A 17,155-nucleotide genomic window follows, 5' to 3' on the forward strand; every position below is an offset into this window, starting at 1 on the left:
CTCTGTTTGAATCATAAAATATTTGAAACACTTGAATTTGACCGTATTCGTCAGGAGGTTAAGGGATATTGCCAACACCCGCTAGCTAGCGAGAAGAGCCAGTCTCTTACAGCCATGACAAATCGAAAAGAAATCCAACAAGCGCTTGATGAAGTTGAAGAATTTTGCCGCTTGGATGCCTTGACCTTGGAAATGCCACTGGGTCGGGTGAACGATATTCGACCTAGCTTAAAGCGCCTGGAGATCCAAGCTTCTTTAAATGGCCAAGAGCTAGCAGGAATTCTACAGCTATTGACCCTAGTTAAGGGCTTGCTTAACTTCCAGGGGCGGCTCCAGGAAGAGGAGGAAGCCTTTGAATGGATCCAAACTTACCTGGACCAGTTAATCGCTTTGGCGGAAGAGAGACGGGCCTTGGAAGCGGCCATTGAAGTTGATGGTACTGTCAAGGATGGAGCAAGCAGCCGCTTAATGCAGATCCGCCGCCAACTCCACAACGAGGAGAACAATATTCGCCGCCAGCTGAACCAAATTATTAAATCCAATAAAAGCGCCTATTTGAGCGACCAGCTGGTAACGATTCGAAATGACCGCTATGTTCTCCCTGTCCAACATTCCTACCGCCATGCCTTTGGGGGGATCGTTCACGACCAGAGTGCTAGTGGACAAACCTTATATATTGAACCTCAAGTGGTAGTGGAAAGCAACAACCGTTTGCAGGCTCTCAAAAGAGAAGAGAAGGAAGAAATTGAGCGGATTTTGGCTGAACTCTGTGCCAACTTAGTCCCCGTTCTAGCGGATTTAGCGTCCAATAACGAGCTGCTCGGGCATTTAGACTTTATCCATGCCAAATTTCAATTGGCTAAAGCTTACCAGGCCAGTAAACCTGTACTTGCACAAGTAGGGGACCAGCTTGCCCTTAAAGCAGCCTACCATCCCTACCTAGATGTCGATACGGCCGTAGCCAACGATATTTACTTCAGTTCGGACTATCGAATGATTATTATCACTGGACCCAATACAGGTGGGAAGACCATCACCCTTAAAACAGTAGGTCTGATTCAGTTAATGGCTCAGTCTGGGCTATTTATTACGGCTAAACCAGGTTCAAAGGTTGAAGTTTTTGATGAAATCTTCGCTGATATTGGTGATGAGCAGTCGATCGAACAGAACTTGAGTACCTTCTCTGGGCATATGACCAATATTATTCAGATCTTGGAGCGAGTGGATAGCCAAAGCTTGGTTTTAGTCGATGAGTTGGGCTCTGGGACAGATCCTCAAGAAGGGGCAGCTTTGGCCATGGCGATCCTGAACCGTTTATCAGATAGTCAAGCCAAGGTGATGGCAACCACCCACTATCCAGAACTTAAAGCCTTCTCATACGAACACCCAGCCAGCATCAATGCCAGTGTCGAATTCAATGAGAAGACTCTGAGTCCCACTTACCGGCTCTTGATTGGGGAGCCCGGACGGTCTAATGCTATCGATATCGCTAGTCGTTTGGGACTCGACCAAGATATTATCCAAGAAGCTCGCTCCTATATCTCTAGCGATAGCCACAATCTTAATGATATGCTCCTCTCTCTGGATGAACAGCGGCAGAAGTTTGAACGCAAGTCTAAGCAACTCAATCAGAACATGCAGAAGGCCGACGACCTCCTCCATGATTTAAAATTAGCCTACCAAGCCATGCGGGAAGATAAGGAAAAATACCTGCAGCGGGCTAAAAAAGAAGCCAATGAGATTGTGGAAAAACGTAAGAAACAATCCGATAAAATCCTGCAAGATATTCGCCAATGGCAGCTCGACCAGGGTAAGTCACAGGTCAAAGAGCACGAGATGATTGATAAAAAGAAAGCTCTTGACGATTTAACCTACGAAGAACAGCAGTTGCAGCAGAATAAAGTACTTAAGAAGGCTAAAAAAGAAAAAGCGGCCCAAGAGGCGGCTAAAACTTTAGAAGTTGGCGATGAAGTGAAGGTGATTCCTTATGGTCAAGAAGGCGTCGTTATGGAAGAAAGGGAAGACGATGAATGGGTAGTTCAGATGGGGATCTTGAAGATGACCCTGCCACGCAAGGATCTCAAACTTCTCCGTAAGAGCAAGCAGGCAGCAACAGATAAGCCAGCTAGAGCTAGTGTTAAAGCCTCTAAAGCTAAGTCAGTGTCATCCAGTCTCGACTTAAGAGGAGAACGTTATGATGATGCCATGAAACGTTTGGATGCCTATATTGATGCTGCGCTCCTGGCTAATTATGGCCAGGTCACGATTATCCACGGTCATGGTACAGGGGCCTTGCGCAAGGGCGTGCAAAACTATCTCAAACGCCATTCTCGGGTGGTGGATTTCCACTTTGCTCCCTATAATATGGGCGGCAACGGTGCGACCATTGTCAAGTTTAAGGAAGACTAAATCCAGGCAAAACTTATCTAAAAAACAGCAGCCTATGTTATACTAAATTTACACTAGCAAAGAAATACCAAGGAGGTATCTTATGGTACAAGCACTAACTGATGCAAACTTTGAAGCAGAAACTCAAGACGGACTGGTCCTGGTTGACTTTTGGGCAACTTGGTGTGGCCCTTGCCGGATGCAAAGTCCAGTCATTGAACAATTAGATGATGAAATGGGCGACCAAGTCAAATTCACTAAGGTCGATGTGGATGAAAACCAAGAAACAGCTCGTCAATTTGGCATTATGTCGATTCCAACCCTTCTTATTAAGAAGGATGGCGAAGCAGTTGAAACCTTAATTGGTTATACACCAAAAGAAAAATTGGAACAAATTTTAGAACAATATCTATAAGCAAAAATTGAGTGGTTGGGCCAGGCCTAACCGCTCATGTGCTTAAATATGAATGATTGTTTGACAAGCTCGCTTAGAGTTAGCTCGCTTGTTCTTGCGAGGGAGGCACGCTAGTCCGTCCCATACCCTTGTTTAGTCGGGCTCGGTCGCACAGCTTCCTCACACCCTGTGTAGTCGGGTTCGACTTGGCAGGATTGGAGTGATTTCACAAGTAAGGAACGAGCGAATGTTTCGCTCTTATCCTTACTTGCTCCAATCATCCAAGCCTAACCGCCAAGTCTCACACCCTGTGTAGTCGGGTTCGCAAGAGCAGCCTTGAAGTGATTTCAGCTCATCGAAACGTCTGACTGACGTCAGCCTTTTTCGATGAGCCTCCAATCATTCAAGACTAAGCGCTCTTGCTTACACCCTGTAGTCGGGTTCGCAAAGGCAGAAGCTTCTCCACTTCACACGATCGAAACGTGCAAGCACAGCTTGCCCTTTTTCGTTCGTGCTCCAGTGGTAAGCTTCTAGCCGCCTTTGCTCACACCCTGTACTTATTTGATTGGTCGGTCTGGGTTGCCGTGGGCGAGGTTGGCGCGGATGTCTTTGTTGATAGCGCCTTGGTCGTATTGGGTCCGCCAGTCTAGGTAACCTGCTTCAAGGCCGCGGATGAGAACTTCTGCTGTTCCGATGTTAGTTGCTAGCGGTACATTGTAGACGTCACAGAGACGAATCAAGGCATTGACATCAGGCTCATGGGGCATGGCAGCTAGGGGATCACGAAGGAAGATCACTAAGTCCATTTCATTTTGCGAGACCGCTGCACCGATCTGTTGGTCACCACCGAGGGGACCAGATTGGTAGCGATGAACCTTGAGTCCTGTTGCCTCTTGGATCTTCTTTCCTGTCGTACCGGTTGCAAAAAGCTCATGTTCCTGTAAAATTTCCTTATAGGCTGTCGTAAAAGCAATCATAAGATCTTTCTTGCTGTCATGAGCAATTAAAGCAATTTTCATTTAAAAGCCACCTTTCAATTAAGTAAAAAATCTATAATCATCTTCTAATCAATTGTAACACGAATTTGAAAATAAAGGATTTGAGAAGTTTATGAATTTACCTATTGCCTTTCTGGATTCGGGGGTCGGGGGCTTAACGGTTGTTAAAGAAGCCATGCGTCAACTGCCCAATGAGTCCCTAATCTATATCGGTGATAATGCTCGTTGCCCCTATGGCCCGAGACCTGAGGAGGAAGTTTCTTCCTTTACCAATCAGTTGGTCGATTTCCTGGTCAAGCAGGGGGCTAAAATGCTCGTTATTGCCTGTAATACGGCCTCCGCGGTGTGTCTGGAAGAGGTGCGCAAGCGCTTGGATATTCCGGTGATTGGGATGATCCAGCCTGGTTCCCGAGCCGCCAATAAAGCCACACGCAAGGGACGCATCGGGATTTTGGGCACCCAGGGGACGATCGAAAGCGGGGCCTACCAGGAAGCTTTATGGGCTAAAAATAACCACTTAGAGCTTTTTCCCTTGGCTTGCCCCGCCTTTGTCCCTTTAGTCGAAAGTCACCAATACCAGTCTTCTTTAGCTAAGAAGTTAGTGGCTGAGACCCTAGCAGATTTGCGCAAAAAGGATCTCGATACCCTGATCCTAGGTTGTACCCATTTTCCACTATTAGAACAAACCATTCAACATGTTATGGGGAAAGAAGTTACTTTGATCGATTCAGGGGCGGAAGCCGTATCAGAATTATCGATCTTGTTGGACTATCTGGGCTTGGCCGAATCTCGGCCTGGACAAGCTAAACAGCAATTCTATACGACAGGCTCGGTGCGCTTATTTAAGGAAATTGGTCAGGACTGGTTGGGCCAAGAAATGATTGTGAAACAAGTTAAATTAACTGATTTATAGGAGGATAACGGATGAAAAAAATTGTCATTGCTACTAAAAACCCGGGTAAGGCTAAAGAATTTGAAATGATCTTTGCTGATTATCAGGTAGAAACCCTTTTAGACCATCCAGAAATGGCAGATATTGAAGAAAATGGACGCAGTTTCTTGGAGAACGCCGGGATAAAGGCGCGGACTGCTGCTCAAGCTTTAGGAGAAATCGTGATTGCGGATGACTCAGGCTTATCGGTAGATGCTCTGGACGGAGCCCCCGGTATTTATTCCGCGCGCTATGCAGGTCCAGAAAAATCGGATGCGGCTAACCGCATCAAACTATTAGAGGAATTGCAGGATGTCGATCCAAGCAAGCGGCAAGCTGCCTTCCACTGTGTCTTGGTCGTTGCTGGAGCCAATGGAGAAATCCTAGCAGACTATGAAGGAAAATTAGAAGGCGAAATTTTAACAGAAGAGCGAGGGACGAATGGGTTTGGTTACGATTCTCTCTTCTATGTACCCAGCAAGGGAATGACCACCGCTGAAATGACAGCAGAGGAAAAGGCAGCCATTAGCCACCGCGGTCAAGCCCTGGCAGCCCTCCAAGAGGACTTGGACCAAGGCAAGTTAAAGCTCTAAGCATATAAAAACCAGCTTCCTTAAATTTGGAAGCTGGTTTTTGTCGATTAGACATTTTCATTGAATTTTTCTTCACGGGCTTGGAGCATGGCCATGGAAGTATTGAATTGAGATTCAGGTTGGCTAATGCCTGCCCGGTCTAAGGCTTCAGTGAGTTTGCTATAGTACTTGCCCTCGACATCTAGCTGCATACCATTAACCGCAAAGAGACGGACCCGGTAAATCAGGTTGAAGCGGTTGCTATCGCGGAAGACTCCCAGATAGATGGGATCTTGGGCGAGCAAGGGATTCGGCTGCTCTTCTTGCATACAAGCCTTGAGCACTGCTTCAATTTGGTCAGCATCCGAATCGGGATAAATTCTCAAGTCGATATCGCAGCGGATAGGGTAGCGAGACCGGTTGGTGACATCCGTAATATTACGGTTGGAAATAAAGTGTAGGTCCCCGTTAAAGTCCTTAATGACTGTGGTCCGGATGCCTAGCTTAGAAATTTCGCCTTCATAATCATTGATGAGAACCGTATCGCCCACATCAAATTGGTGTTCTAAGAGGATAAAGAAGCCGTTAACAATATCATTAACTAGACCTTGAGCCCCAATACCAATCGCCACACTGGCAATCCCGGCACCAGCCATCAGTGTAGCGACTGGAACGCCCAAGATCGCTAAGACAGAGTAGATGACGAGGAAGTAATAGGTATACTGGATAAAATTTTGGATCAAGGTACGCAAGGTTTGTTGACGGGCTGGATTCTTCTCAAAACGTTCAGCCTTGTCGTAATAAAAATCAACCGAGCGAGTCAACAAGCGGCGGACGATCGAGAGAATTAAGACAGTGATAACAATTTGAATGATATTACCCAACCAAGAGCTAATGACTTGGTCCCATTCAATTTTAGAAAAATAATTAGTAAAAAAAGTTTGGATTTGTGACATGGCTTCCTCCTAGTTTCTTTTAAGTATTCTAATTTTAAGGAGAAAGCATGAAAAAGTAAAGTTTTCTGATTGGCTTGCCGCTTTTGCTAAAGGAAAAAAGATTTATTTTTTGTATTCTCTAAAGAAAAATGGTATGATTATCCTATGAAAATGGGAAGCAATGACTATAAATCTGAAGAGCTTACCCGATAATATAAGGGGTGATGTGCAAGATGACATGGGGCGGAGCTGCAGCCTTAATTGCTGCCATAGCTTTTGCAGTCTTGGTTGTTTTTTTGGTTCTTTTAGTGAGAGAACTTACAACGACCATTAAGAATGTGAGTCAGACAGTTGAAGAAGTTAATGATACCTTGGCTGTTTTGCGGCGTGATGTCGATGACTTATCTATTGAAGCACAGGGACTTTTGAATAAGACTAATGTGCTGATGGATGATGTCAATGGTAAGGTGAGCACCGTGGATCCACTATTTAAGGCAATCGGTGACCTCGGCGTATCAGTTTCTGACGTCAATGATGCAACTCGGGATCTGGTAGTCAGCATCCGACAAAAAGACCAAAAAGCTCAGGATAAGTCGGCTAGCCAAATTAATAGCCAACTTTCTGCAGGGACAGCTAAAGAAAAGTCAGGCGCTGTTGAAAAACTCGGTCAGACCGCTAAGCGGCTCAAGCAAAAGCGCTATATACGTAAGGTAAAAGAAGCATCAGAAAGTAAAGCATTTTAAGAGTTAAAGGAGTTATTATCATGAGTAAAAATAATTTAGGATCATTCTTATTAGGCGCCTTCGTGGGAGGGACTGCAGCAGCAGTGACAGCCTTACTATTTGCACCTAAGTCTGGTGAAGAATTACGCCAAGATATCAACGAACAAGCTCGTCAAGCTCGCGATACAGCCCGCGATTACAAAGATTTAGCCTTAGAAAAAGGGGCTGCAATCTATGATACCGCTTATGTTGCTGCTGATGATATCCGCATTAACTTAAAAGAATCTGCAAGCAACATTAAGTCGCAATTAGCTGAAACAGGCGAAGAAGTTAATCAACAGTACCAAGCTGCTAAGCACGATATCGCCGAGGCTTACAACGAAGCATCTGATTCTGTTAAAGAAAGCGCAGAAGAGGGTAAGGAAGCAGCAAAAGCTGCTGGTAAAGAAATCAAGGATGAAGCGAAAGCAGCCGGTGAAGAAGTCAAGGCAGAAGGCAAGGCAGCTAAAGACCAAGCCGAAGCTGATGCTAAAGCAGCTAAGGATGTCGCAAAAGAAGAAGCCAAAGATGCTAAAGACCAAGCTGAAGCTAAGGCTAAAGCTTAAATCAAGAAAAAATGAGAAAAAGGAGGCTGGGACAAAAGTTCCAGCTTCTTTTTTTAAAAAAACAAACTTTTTAAAAACGTGTTCCAAAAGTCAGTCCTGATCGATTTTTGTCACACGCTCATTATGTAAAATTTTCATTAATAAATGTAAAAAAATTCAAATTTTAAGAAATTATGTATTGTATTTATCCGCACTTAGTGTCAAAATAGTACTTGTGCTTATTTTAGTGAAAACGCTATAACTCATTTGAAAAAGAGATGAAAGCTTATAAGAATCTTATAGTAAACGCTTGCATTTCTTTGAAGACTTGCTTATACTTACTGTGACTACATGTGGAAAAATCGAGGAGGGAAAGCATGAACAAACAAACTGTAACAATCTATGATGTTGCTCGTGAAGCAGAAGTCTCCATGGCAACGGTATCGCGTGTGGTTAATGGCAATACCAATGTCAAACCATCCACACGTGAGAAAGTTATGAAGGTCATTGAAAAATTAGACTACCGTCCAAATGCTGTGGCAAGGGGACTAGCAAGCCGGCGGACCACCACGGTTGGGGTTATTATTCCCGATATTACGAACCTGTATTTTTCAAGCTTTGCGTTAGGTATTGACGATATCGCCGCTATGTATGACTATAGTATCATCATGGCCAATGCTGACCAAGGCCGGGAAGAAAAAGTGGTAACGGATATCCTATCCCGCCAAGTGGATGGCTTGGTTTATTTAGGCCACACGATGACTGATAAGATCCGCCATGAAGTTGAACGGACTCGGACACCGATTGTTTTGGCTGGCATGATTGATCCTGAAGGCAAAATGCCTTCTGTCCATATTGATTATGAATCAGCTGTAGCAGAGGCTGTTTCTCGCCTCTTCGACCAGGGGATTGAGGATGTAGCCTTTATCTCCGCTCCTGAGTATCAAGTCGATGATGAACTCGGCCGCTTTAATGGCTATAAGAAGGCCTTGGCTAGCCACAACAAGGACTTGGATTCGGCCTTGTGCTTAACGGCTGAAAACTCCCGCTACCGGGCAGCTGAAGAGGTTGGCCAAGAGCTGATCGATTCCAAGGCTCAAGCTGCTATGATTATTGGGGATGAATTAGCAGCTGGAGTCAGCAACTATGTTCAAGACAAGGGACTCAAGGTGCCAGAAGATATTTCGATTGTCTCATCCAATAACTCTATCATCACAGAAATTGTCCGCCCCCAACTTACAACCATTGCGCCTCCACTTTATGATATTGGAGCAGTTGCCATGCGAATACTAACCAAGTTAATGGGTGATAAGTCAGTTGAAGAAGAAGTAATTGAAAACAAAAACATTCTGCCTTATAAGATTATCGTTCGCGATTCTACCAAATAGCTAAAACTAGCTTTATTTCTTAGTCATGCAGAATAAAAAAGCCCTCAAAGCTTTCTCAGGAAAAGCTTGAGGGCTTTATTTATGGACTTAATTAGGCGGCTTCACTTGCATTAGACCGGTCGCTTGAGGCTTGGTCTTCCTTTTCTTTAATGCCTTTAATGGCATTGAATGGTCGATTAAAAGCTCTCTCCAAGCGTCGCCGGTAGCTTTGGAGGATGGAACGAAAGCGCTGGTTAGTCGCATCTGAATCTTTAATCCGGTAGTCTTCTAGCTCAAAGGCTAGCTCATCCAGCTCAGCCCCGATGGCATAGTTAAAGCTAGCATTAGGCAGGGGCATATTTTGGGGGAAGAGCTCTGTTTTCTTTGCCTCTTCAGCTGGGATATGATAGCGGCTTTGGTAGGGACCAGGGAAGTCTCCAGCGGCTTGACCGGTTTTCTCTACGATAGAGAATTCACGGACACTATCCGGTCGGTCAAAGTGCTGACCAGCGCCAAGAAGCTGAGCGTTATTAGCATAGAGGGTATTCATAGCTGACAGCCAGTACTTGGCATGGCGGTCTGAGGGACGGCCAAAAGCTTGGTTATCATCCGCCTGGTCGAGACTCTGTTGGATGCTTGGATTGTCGTAGCCGATCCAGGAGGCGAGGCTGACTGCAGGAGTGCTACCAACAACCCAGCTATCAATATAGCCTTCGGAGGTGCCTGTTTTAACTAGCCAGTCTAAGTCTGCCGGTAAGGCTTCCTGGTGGTCTTGCCAGAGGCCTTCTATTTTAACCGACTTCAGCATATCAGCCAGTATATAGGCCACATCTGAGTTAAAGGCCCGCTTATTTTCTGACTGGGCTTGGTAGTAAAGCTTGCCATGCCGGTCGCGGATACTTTGGATGAGGTGAGGCTTGTGGTAGATCCCACCATTGGCAATGGCGGCGTAGGCAGCAGCCATTTCGGCAACTGTTGGTCCAGTTTGCGTGCCACCTAAGCTGAGTGCCAGGTTCTGGTATTCATGGTCGCCAATGGCTTGTCCCAAGCCCAGGTTGTCCATATAGGATTTGAGGTCAGCTCCTTCTTGGACTAGTGTTTGGTAGAGGTGGACGGTTGGGTTATTGAGGGACTGGGCTAGGGCTTGTCGGGCAGTGACAATTTGGTTAGAGATGGTCTGGCCATAGTTACTCGGCTCATAGTAAGAGCCATCTTCCTCTTGGGTCCGGATATAGTTATCAGCAAGACGCGTTGCGGGACTAATCAATCCCTCTTGGAGGGCGGGCCCATAAGTAAGTAGGGGCTTGATGGTCGAACCTGGCGACCGACGTGTGGAGAAAGCATGGTCCGTTTGCTGTTTGCTGTAGTCAACCCCTGCCGTAAAGGCTAAGATCGCCCCTGTATGATTATCGATGAGGACCGCCCCATTCTGGACGATATCGCCTTGGCGGGGGCTTCCCAATCGGCCTGCATTTTGCTGGAGTTTAGCCTCCAAGGTCTGGTGGAGGTCCAATTGAACCGTGCTTTGAATCTCAAGACCGCGATTTTTAAAAGCTTGCTCAGCTTCATCATAATAATTGGCCAAGCGTTCAGGTTGCTTTTTGACAGCTTCCCAATCCTCTCCTCGGGCTTCAGCTAGACTCTGGGTGAGGATGAACAAGCTCTCGCGCTTGAGGGCTTGGAAGAGGAAGCTGTTGGGGTCCTGACTTTCAGGGGCTTTTTCTTCGCTTGGGATAAAGTCTTGGCGGATATCATAAGTCTTAGCGGCTTGAAATTCTTCCTCTGAAATGACTTCTTCAATCCGCATCCGCTCCAGGACTTCCGTCATCCGGTCAATGCCTAGTTTCATTTGTTCTTCGGGCTTAAATTTGCCATTTTGCTGGTAGGGGGTGTAGCTGTAGGGATTCTGTGCTAGCCCGACGAGAAAGGCAGCTTGGGGGATGTTCACGTCAGCTGCTTTTTTTCCAAAAAGCCCCTGGCTAGCAGCCTCAATACCTGCAACATTCTCTCCTCTCGCATTCCGGCCGAAGGAAGAGAAGTTGAGATAGGCTTCAAGGATTTGTTCTTTAGTGAAAAACTTTTCCAAACGGATGGCGAGCAGTAGTTCCTTTGCCTTACGGGCCAAACTGACCTCATTAGTCAACAGCGTTTGCTTGATTAACTGCTGGCTGAGGGTTGATCCGCCTGAGGGGTTGCCGATACCAAAGAGATAAGAAGCCGCTGCTCGGATGATCGCGCTAGGTACGAAGCCAGGGTGGTCGAAGAAATGTTCATCCTCGGTTGCCACTAGGCCATTAACAATGAGGGGGTTAACCTGGTCGAGGGGAATATTCTCGCGTCGAATATCTGGCTGGACCTGGGCAATGACCTGGCCGTCCTGGCTAAGTAATTGTGAGGGTTCTTCTGTATTCACCATGGCCTGGGCCATCTCTTGCCGGCTCGGAATGGGGGCATCTTCCGTCAGACCAAGCAGGTAACCTAGTCCCAGGCCTAGGATGAGGGCAGCAAAGGCACAAAATAAGGCCAGGCAGGCTTTAAGAGCTTGGCCAGTTAGAGCGAGCAGACGGCTCAAATGACTAAGAAAAGAAAGAATTTTATTTTGAGAAGAATTTGGCATAAGTCACCTCCGTGGACTGATTTTCTTTATTATAACAAAAGACGGCAAGAAGAGGGGCTTTAGCTAGGCTATAACTTAAGATTTCTAGTATAATAAGCCTAAAGGAGGACGGCCCATGGAAAACTGTTTACTCATTATCAATCCTGTCGCTGGTAACGGCTTGGGACGTGCAGTCGCTCCCGAATTAGACTGGACTTTGGCCAAAAGTTTTGCGCATACTCATTTGGTTTTTACCCGAGGAGTGGGTGATATGGCGCGCATTATTGGCCACTACCACGACCAGGTGGATGCTATTTTTGTGGCAGGGGGTGATGGCACCCTTAATGAGGCGGTGAATGCACTGGCCCCTTATCACTTTGATCGACCCTTGGGCTATATGCCTCTAGGAACGGTGAATGATATTGGTCGGGTTTTGAAAATTTCCCAACAACCCAAGGAGGCGCTCAGGCAGCTTTCCCGCCTACGAACTTGCTCTGTCGATCTGGGGCGGATTAATGACCAATACTTTATGAATGTTGTTGCTGTGGGACAGATTCCTGAAGCCGTTAAAGAAACCAAGGCAGAAGCCAAGAAGCGCCTAGGTAAGTTGGCCTATGTGGCAGACGGCGTTCAAGCCTTCTTCCAATCCAATGCCCAGACTTATGAGATCATCACGGATGGCGACCACCATATCGTTGAGACTGAACTTATCTTGATCTGCTTAACGAACTCAGTAGGCGGGATCGAACATATGGTTGAGCGCGCTCGGATTGATGATGGCTGGGCCCACCTACTCTTTCTCAAGAACCGGCACAGTATTGAATTTGTTCCTGAGCTCCTTCAGAGTGCTCTTCAAGGGGATATTTCTGCTTCTAAGTTTGTCCAGTACAGACGGGCTAAGCATATCCAATTAAAGGCCCTAGATCGGCCAATGACTTCCAATGTCGACGGAGATGCCGGGCCCAAGCTGCCTGTTCAAGTTGAGGTCCTAGCAGGCCAGCTCGAGCTGTTCGTGCCTGACTTAAGAACTTAAGTTGCGTAAAGCCCTAAAATTTGCTATTATTGATACGTTAATTTGAAAATTACTTTAGGAAAGAAGGGGCTTTTGTGTCAGGACATAATAAATGGAGTAAAATTAAAAACACAAAGGGCGCGGAAGACGCCAAACGTGCCAAGGTTTTCCAAAAATTATCACGGGAAATCTATATGGCAGTTAAACAAGGTGGACCGGAGCCGAACTCCAACCCCGCCTTGCGGATGGTGATGGATAAAGCTAAGTCCGCCAACATGCCAAAATCTAATATTGAGCGTGCCATTGATAAAGGTAGTAATCAAAATAGTGGTGAAGATTACGATGAAGTGACTTATGAAGGCTATGGTCCTAATGGGATTGCCGTTTATGTCGAAACTTTAACAGACAATACTAACCGTACCCTGAGCAATGTGCGGACCATCTTCAACAAGAATGGGGGCAGTTTGGGAGAATCAGGCTCTGTTGCTTTTATGTTTGACCGTAAGGGTTATATTGCCATTGAACGTGAAGGCTTAGATGTTGATGAAGATACCATGCTGATGGAAGCCTTAGAAGCAGGCGCTGAGGACCTCCAAGTTTCGGACGAAGTTTTCGAAATTTATAGTCAAGCGGAAGACTTTGGTGATGTGCGTGATGCTTTGAAAGAAGACGGTTACGAACTTGCCAGTGCCGAATTAACCATGGTCCCTAAGACACTGATTGATTTACCAGCTGACAAGGCAGAAACTTTTGAAAATCTGATCGACAAGCTTGAAGATGATGATGACGTGCAAAACGTTTATTACACGACAGAATTACCTGAAGACTAAGTCAAAAATATGTGAACAAAGAGGCTGGGACAAAAGTTCCAGCCTCTTTTTAAAAGCAAACATTTTTCAAAAACGTGTTCCAAAAGTCAGGCATGACATCCACTTCACGACCTATGTCCAATCGTTTACCAACGATTTCCCATAGTTTGTGGACAGTTGCTATAGCTGTTCGAAGCGTAGCGAGTTACAGATATAGTATGCGTTAGCTGGTTCAGGCCTGATCGACTTTTGTCACACTCTCTTTCTTTAGGACCAAACTTGAGCAGGTCTTGTAAATTTGCTATTCTAGAACTAATCTTTAACGAATGAAGGGAGAGTCGCCTGGCTATGCGTGTCATTGATGTGCTTAAAGAAAATAAGTGGCGGGCGCTGACGGGTTTTATTTTTAAGAGCCTTGAAGCCATCTTAGAATTATTGGTGCCGTTTTTAATGGCTCATATTATTAATTACGGGATTCATACAGGAAATTTGGACTATATTAAGAGCCGGGGGATTTTCTTGTTTATTTTGCCTCTGTGTGGCTATCTCTTGGCCTTAGTCTGCCAATGGTTCGCTTCCTTAGTCTCCCAATCCACGGGAACCAAGTTGCGGTCTCTTTTGTTTGACCAGCTTAACCGCTTGGACCTGCAGCAGAGTCAAAGTTTAGGGGCAAGTTCGATTGCCAATCGGATGATTAATGACACCCACAATATCCAGGTCTGTATTGCCATGGCCATCCGCCTGGCTTCACGCTGTCCGGTCCTATTGGTCGGTGCCATGGTCATGTCCTTTATTGTTAGTCCCCAGCTTGCTCCTATCTTTATTTTGGGCGGCTTGGTTTTGGGAACGATTCTTTCCCTAATTACCTTGGCTTCTAACCGCATCTTGGCCGGTATCCAAAAAGCCTTAGACTATTTGGGGCAACTCTTTGCTGAAAATTTATCAGGGATGCGAGACATCCGGTCTTTCGCCAGTCAGAAGCGTGAAGTCCAGCGCTTCGAAGAGGCTAACCAAGACTGGAGGGACCAGCAGGCTGCCCTGGCCCGGGTCCAGTCGCTGGCCAATCCTGCTAGCCTCTTTGTGGTTAATTTATTGATTGCTCTTATTCTGTATTTTGGCGGGGGGCTAGTGAACCGAGGGGCCTTCCAACAAGGCGAAGTGATTGCCCTTGTCAATTATATGAATACCATCCTTCTAGCCCTTAATGTCTTGGTCCAAGTGCTTGTAATGATCAGTCGCGGGGTAGCTGGGATCCAACGCGTGGATGAATTGCTAGCTCTTGAGCCAAGTATTGTAGATCCTGTGCCCAGTCAATACCCACCCGTACACCCAGAAGAACCAGCACTTGCTATTAAGATCGACCAGCTAAGCTTTGCTTACGGCCAAAAAGCTGTACTTAAAAATATTGATCTAAACTTAGCACCTGGTGGCTTTTATGCCATTGTAGGTCCTACGGCGGCAGGGAAAAGCACTTTGATTCATTTGCTTGAGCGTTTTTATGAGCCGTCAAGCGGTCAGATTTTTTTGAATGGACAGGATACCCAAGAGATGGCCCTTACTGAGCTTAGACAAATGATCAGCCTGGTTCCCCAGCGTGCCAGCCTCTTGACCGGGACGATTCGTTCTAACTTGCTTTTGGGCAAGGCAGATGCAACAGATGAAGAGCTTTGGCGGGCCCTGGAAGACGCCCAGGCCGCTCACTTTGTCAGCCAGCTTGATGGGGGCTTGGATGCCCCAGTGAGTCAGGGCGGGAAAAATTTCTCAGGGGGCCAACGCCAGCGCTTGACAATCGCTCGTGCCCTGGTCAAGGAGGCCGGTCTTCTTATTTTAGATGACGCTCTGAGCGCTCTTGATTTTGCCACCGAGGCTCGGATTCGTTCGACCCTTGCCCAAAAATCAGCTAGCGTCTTATTGGTTTCCCAACGCTTAGCCTCAGTGCTTGAAGCTGACCAAATTATTGTTTTAAACTATGGCCAAGTCGAAGCGGTTGGCAAGCATGATGAGCTACTTGCTCAGAGTCCTAGCTATTATGCCATGGCCAAGTCACAAAAATTAGTAGAAGGAGGCGAGTCCCTTGCTTAGGTCTTTACGTGCACTTCTATCTTATTTAAGGAAGGAGAGCTTAAGTTTAGTCTTTATCCTAATTTTGGCTAGCTTATCCGTTGCCTGTCAAATTTTGATTCCGATTCAAATCGGTGAAGCGGTCAACCAGGTCGTCGGCAGGGGGCAAGTCCACTTTGCTGGCTTATACCGGCAGCTGGCTTATCTCTTGGTCAGTGCCGGTCTCGCCGCCTTTTTTATGTGGGGGCAGAACCGGCTGATTAACCAGCTGAGCTACCGACTCATGGGCCGTTTGCGGATCGATCTTTTTAAAAAGCTGCAAAAATTGCCCTTGCATTTTATCGACCAGCATGCCCATGGTGACTTAGTCAGCCGGGCGATCAACGATGTCGATTTGGTGGGAAGTGGTCTGGTCCAAAGTTTTACCAACTTTTTCTCTGGTATCGCTATGATTATAGGGGTGCTAGTCATGATGCTATCTATCCATGTACGCACAGCTTTAATTGTCATTGTTCTGACGCCTTTGTCGATTGCAGTGTCCAGTTTTATCGCCAACCGCACCTATCGCTTTTTCCAGACCCAGTTAGCTTTGCGCGGCCAGCTCCATGCTTATACAGAGGAGCTCGCAGCTAACCAGCTGCTCGTCAAGAGCTTTCAGTATGAAGACCAGGCGGAAGAAGACTTTAGCCAGCTCAACCAAGAGCTCCACGAATCCGGTATTTGGTCCCAATTCTACGGTGCCCTCGTCAATCCCTCAGCCCGGGTGGTCAATAGTTTAGTTTATGGGGCAGTCGGTCTCTACGGTGCTTTTGCAGTTGTTTCCGGTCAACTATCGGTGGGGATTTTTTCTAGTTTTCTCGCCTATGCCAACCAATACAGTAAGCCTTTTAATGATATATCCGCTGTGGTGAATGAGATGCAGACAGCCCTCGCTGCTAATGAGCGAATTTTTGACTTGCTGGGAGAAGAAGAGGCCGGCAATTCTTACCAAGTTGCTCAGATCCCTAGTTTTAAAGGGCAACTTAGCTTTGACCAAGTCGCTTTTTCTTATCAGAAAGACCAGCCATTGATTGAAGACTTCTCCTTAGAAGTTCAAGCGGGGCAAACAGTTGCGATTGTCGGACCGACCGGAGCAGGTAAGTCGACCTTGATTAATCTCTTGATGCGTTTCTATGAGCTTGATAGTGGGCGTATCCTAATTGATGGGGTGGATAGCCGTCAGCTGGACAAGAATTATCTGAGACAGCTCTTCGGCATGGTCCTCCAAGATTCCTGGCTATTTGAAGGGACCATCTACGACAATATTGCTTACGGCAAGCCTGACGCGACTTATGAAGAAGTGATTGCTGCAAGTAAAAAAGCCTGCCTCCACCCCCTTGTCGAGCAGATGGACCAGGGCTATGACAGTCCCGTCCAGGTTGCTGGAGCCAACCTATCTTCTGGCCAGCAGCAATTAATCTGTATTGCCCGCATCCTGCTGACGAACTTTAAAATGCTTATACTTGATGAAGCAACGAGTTCCATCGACAGCTTAACGGAAGCCTTGGTTCAAGAAGCCTTTGACCAGATGATGCAAGGGCGGACAAGTTTTGTCGTCGCCCACCGCCTATCCACCATTCAGAATGCTGACGTGATCCTCGTCCTTGACCAGGGGCAAATCGTTGAACAAGGCAAGCATGAGGATTTGCTCGCCCGCCAAGGCTTCTATTATCAGCTCTATAATAGTCAGTTTAGCCATTTCAGTAAAGAATAGAACAGATAAAAAGCCAGGTCAATCAACTTATAG

At 46.4% G+C, this 17,155-nt stretch carries 14 protein-coding genes; 11 read left to right on the plus strand and 3 right to left on the minus strand.

Annotated features, from left to right (window positions below; translation table 11 throughout):
- The first annotated feature begins 6 nt into the window (after positions 1-6).
- Together AWM72_RS07750 and trxA are read left to right on the plus strand one after the other, a co-directional pair.
- Positions 7-2,409, plus strand: a complete 2,403-nt coding sequence (locus tag AWM72_RS07750) for an endonuclease MutS2 (protein ID WP_067975838.1) — start codon at positions 7-9, stop codon at positions 2,407-2,409.
- Positions 2,410-2,491: 82 nt separating this feature from the next.
- The gene (gene trxA, locus AWM72_RS07755; protein WP_067975842.1) at positions 2,492-2,803 is read left to right on the plus strand and encodes a thioredoxin; all 312 of its coding nucleotides are present in this window, start codon (positions 2,492-2,494) and stop codon (positions 2,801-2,803) included.
- A 536-nt stretch (positions 2,804-3,339) separates the two neighbouring features.
- On the opposite strand, the gene mgsA is transcribed toward trxA, so the two are convergent.
- Positions 3,340-3,801, minus strand: a complete 462-nt coding sequence (mgsA, locus tag AWM72_RS07760) for a methylglyoxal synthase (RefSeq protein ID WP_067975847.1) — start codon at positions 3,799-3,801, stop codon at positions 3,340-3,342.
- Between the two features lie 91 nt (positions 3,802-3,892).
- Between mgsA and racE the strand changes: the two genes are divergently transcribed.
- Both racE and AWM72_RS07770 read left to right on the plus strand, forming a co-directional pair.
- Complete coding sequence (gene racE, locus AWM72_RS07765; RefSeq protein ID WP_067975851.1) at positions 3,893-4,693, plus strand: glutamate racemase; 801 nt, start codon at positions 3,893-3,895, stop codon at positions 4,691-4,693.
- A gap of 11 nt (positions 4,694-4,704) precedes the next feature.
- Entirely contained in the window at positions 4,705-5,304 is a 600-nt protein-coding gene (locus AWM72_RS07770) for an XTP/dITP diphosphatase (protein ID WP_067975855.1), read from the plus strand.
- 47 nt (positions 5,305-5,351) lie between these two features.
- On the opposite strand, the gene AWM72_RS07775 is transcribed toward AWM72_RS07770, so the two are convergent.
- Complete coding sequence (locus tag AWM72_RS07775; protein ID WP_067975860.1) at positions 5,352-6,239, minus strand: mechanosensitive ion channel family protein; 888 nt, start codon at positions 6,237-6,239, stop codon at positions 5,352-5,354.
- 212 nt (positions 6,240-6,451) lie between these two features.
- On the opposite strand from AWM72_RS07775, the gene AWM72_RS07780 reads away from it, so the two are divergent.
- From AWM72_RS07780 to AWM72_RS07790, 3 genes are all read left to right on the plus strand, one after another.
- Positions 6,452-6,961 carry a DUF948 domain-containing protein gene (locus AWM72_RS07780; protein WP_067975865.1) on the plus strand — a complete coding sequence of 170 codons (510 nt, stop codon included), beginning with the start codon at positions 6,452-6,454 and terminating at the stop codon, positions 6,959-6,961.
- Positions 6,962-6,981: 20 nt separating this feature from the next.
- Positions 6,982-7,545 carry a YtxH domain-containing protein gene (locus AWM72_RS07785; RefSeq protein ID WP_067975868.1) on the plus strand — a complete coding sequence of 188 codons (564 nt, stop codon included), beginning with the start codon at positions 6,982-6,984 and terminating at the stop codon, positions 7,543-7,545.
- Between the two features lie 356 nt (positions 7,546-7,901).
- Entirely contained in the window at positions 7,902-8,912 is a 1,011-nt protein-coding gene (locus AWM72_RS07790; protein WP_067975873.1) for a substrate-binding domain-containing protein, read from the plus strand.
- Positions 8,913-9,003: 91 nt separating this feature from the next.
- On the opposite strand, the gene AWM72_RS07795 is transcribed toward AWM72_RS07790, so the two are convergent.
- The gene (locus AWM72_RS07795; RefSeq protein WP_067975877.1) at positions 9,004-11,508 is read right to left on the minus strand and encodes a transglycosylase domain-containing protein; all 2,505 of its coding nucleotides are present in this window, start codon (positions 11,506-11,508) and stop codon (positions 9,004-9,006) included.
- Between the two features lie 115 nt (positions 11,509-11,623).
- Between AWM72_RS07795 and AWM72_RS07800 the strand changes: the two genes are divergently transcribed.
- The 4 genes from AWM72_RS07800 (at position 11,624) to AWM72_RS07815 (ending at position 17,122) form a co-directional block, all read left to right on the plus strand.
- Complete coding sequence (locus tag AWM72_RS07800) at positions 11,624-12,520, plus strand: diacylglycerol/lipid kinase family protein (protein ID WP_067975880.1); 897 nt, start codon at positions 11,624-11,626, stop codon at positions 12,518-12,520.
- Between the two features lie 74 nt (positions 12,521-12,594).
- Positions 12,595-13,329: a YebC/PmpR family DNA-binding transcriptional regulator gene (locus tag AWM72_RS07805; protein WP_067975883.1), complete on the plus strand. Its 735-nt coding sequence runs from the start codon at positions 12,595-12,597 to the stop codon at positions 13,327-13,329.
- A 327-nt stretch (positions 13,330-13,656) separates the two neighbouring features.
- Positions 13,657-15,390 carry an ABC transporter ATP-binding protein gene (locus tag AWM72_RS07810; protein WP_067975887.1) on the plus strand — a complete coding sequence of 578 codons (1,734 nt, stop codon included), beginning with the start codon at positions 13,657-13,659 and terminating at the stop codon, positions 15,388-15,390.
- Positions 15,383-17,122, plus strand: coding sequence for an ABC transporter ATP-binding protein (locus AWM72_RS07815; RefSeq protein ID WP_067975890.1), 1,740 nt, complete (start codon positions 15,383-15,385; stop codon positions 17,120-17,122). Before AWM72_RS07810 ends, AWM72_RS07815 begins: the two co-directional genes overlap by 8 nt.
- Positions 17,123-17,155 lie beyond the last annotated feature (33 nt).

The organism is Aerococcus sanguinicola, from assembly GCF_001543145.1.
Classification (GTDB): Bacteria; Bacillota; Bacilli; order Lactobacillales; family Aerococcaceae; genus Aerococcus; species Aerococcus sanguinicola.

What these genes read in the sequence shown, in the direction of transcription:
- mgsA (WP_067975847.1), bottom strand. Translation starts at nt 3,801, where the DNA reads ATGAAAATTGCTTTAATTGCTCATGACAGCAAGAAAGATCTTATGATT.
- AWM72_RS07780 (WP_067975865.1), top strand. Translation starts at nt 6,452, where the DNA reads ATGACATGGGGCGGAGCTGCAGCCTTAATTGCTGCCATAGCTTTTGCA.
- trxA (WP_067975842.1), top strand. Translation starts at nt 2,492, where the DNA reads ATGGTACAAGCACTAACTGATGCAAACTTTGAAGCAGAAACTCAAGAC.
- AWM72_RS07795 (WP_067975877.1), bottom strand. Translation starts at nt 11,508, where the DNA reads ATGCCAAATTCTTCTCAAAATAAAATTCTTTCTTTTCTTAGTCATTTG.
- AWM72_RS07770 (WP_067975855.1), top strand. Translation starts at nt 4,705, where the DNA reads ATGAAAAAAATTGTCATTGCTACTAAAAACCCGGGTAAGGCTAAAGAA.
- AWM72_RS07785 (WP_067975868.1), top strand. Translation starts at nt 6,982, where the DNA reads ATGAGTAAAAATAATTTAGGATCATTCTTATTAGGCGCCTTCGTGGGA.
- AWM72_RS07790 (WP_067975873.1), top strand. Translation starts at nt 7,902, where the DNA reads ATGAACAAACAAACTGTAACAATCTATGATGTTGCTCGTGAAGCAGAA.
- AWM72_RS07800 (WP_067975880.1), top strand. Translation starts at nt 11,624, where the DNA reads ATGGAAAACTGTTTACTCATTATCAATCCTGTCGCTGGTAACGGCTTG.
- AWM72_RS07810 (WP_067975887.1), top strand. Translation starts at nt 13,657, where the DNA reads ATGCGTGTCATTGATGTGCTTAAAGAAAATAAGTGGCGGGCGCTGACG.
- AWM72_RS07775 (WP_067975860.1), bottom strand. Translation starts at nt 6,239, where the DNA reads ATGTCACAAATCCAAACTTTTTTTACTAATTATTTTTCTAAAATTGAA.
- racE (WP_067975851.1), top strand. Translation starts at nt 3,893, where the DNA reads ATGAATTTACCTATTGCCTTTCTGGATTCGGGGGTCGGGGGCTTAACG.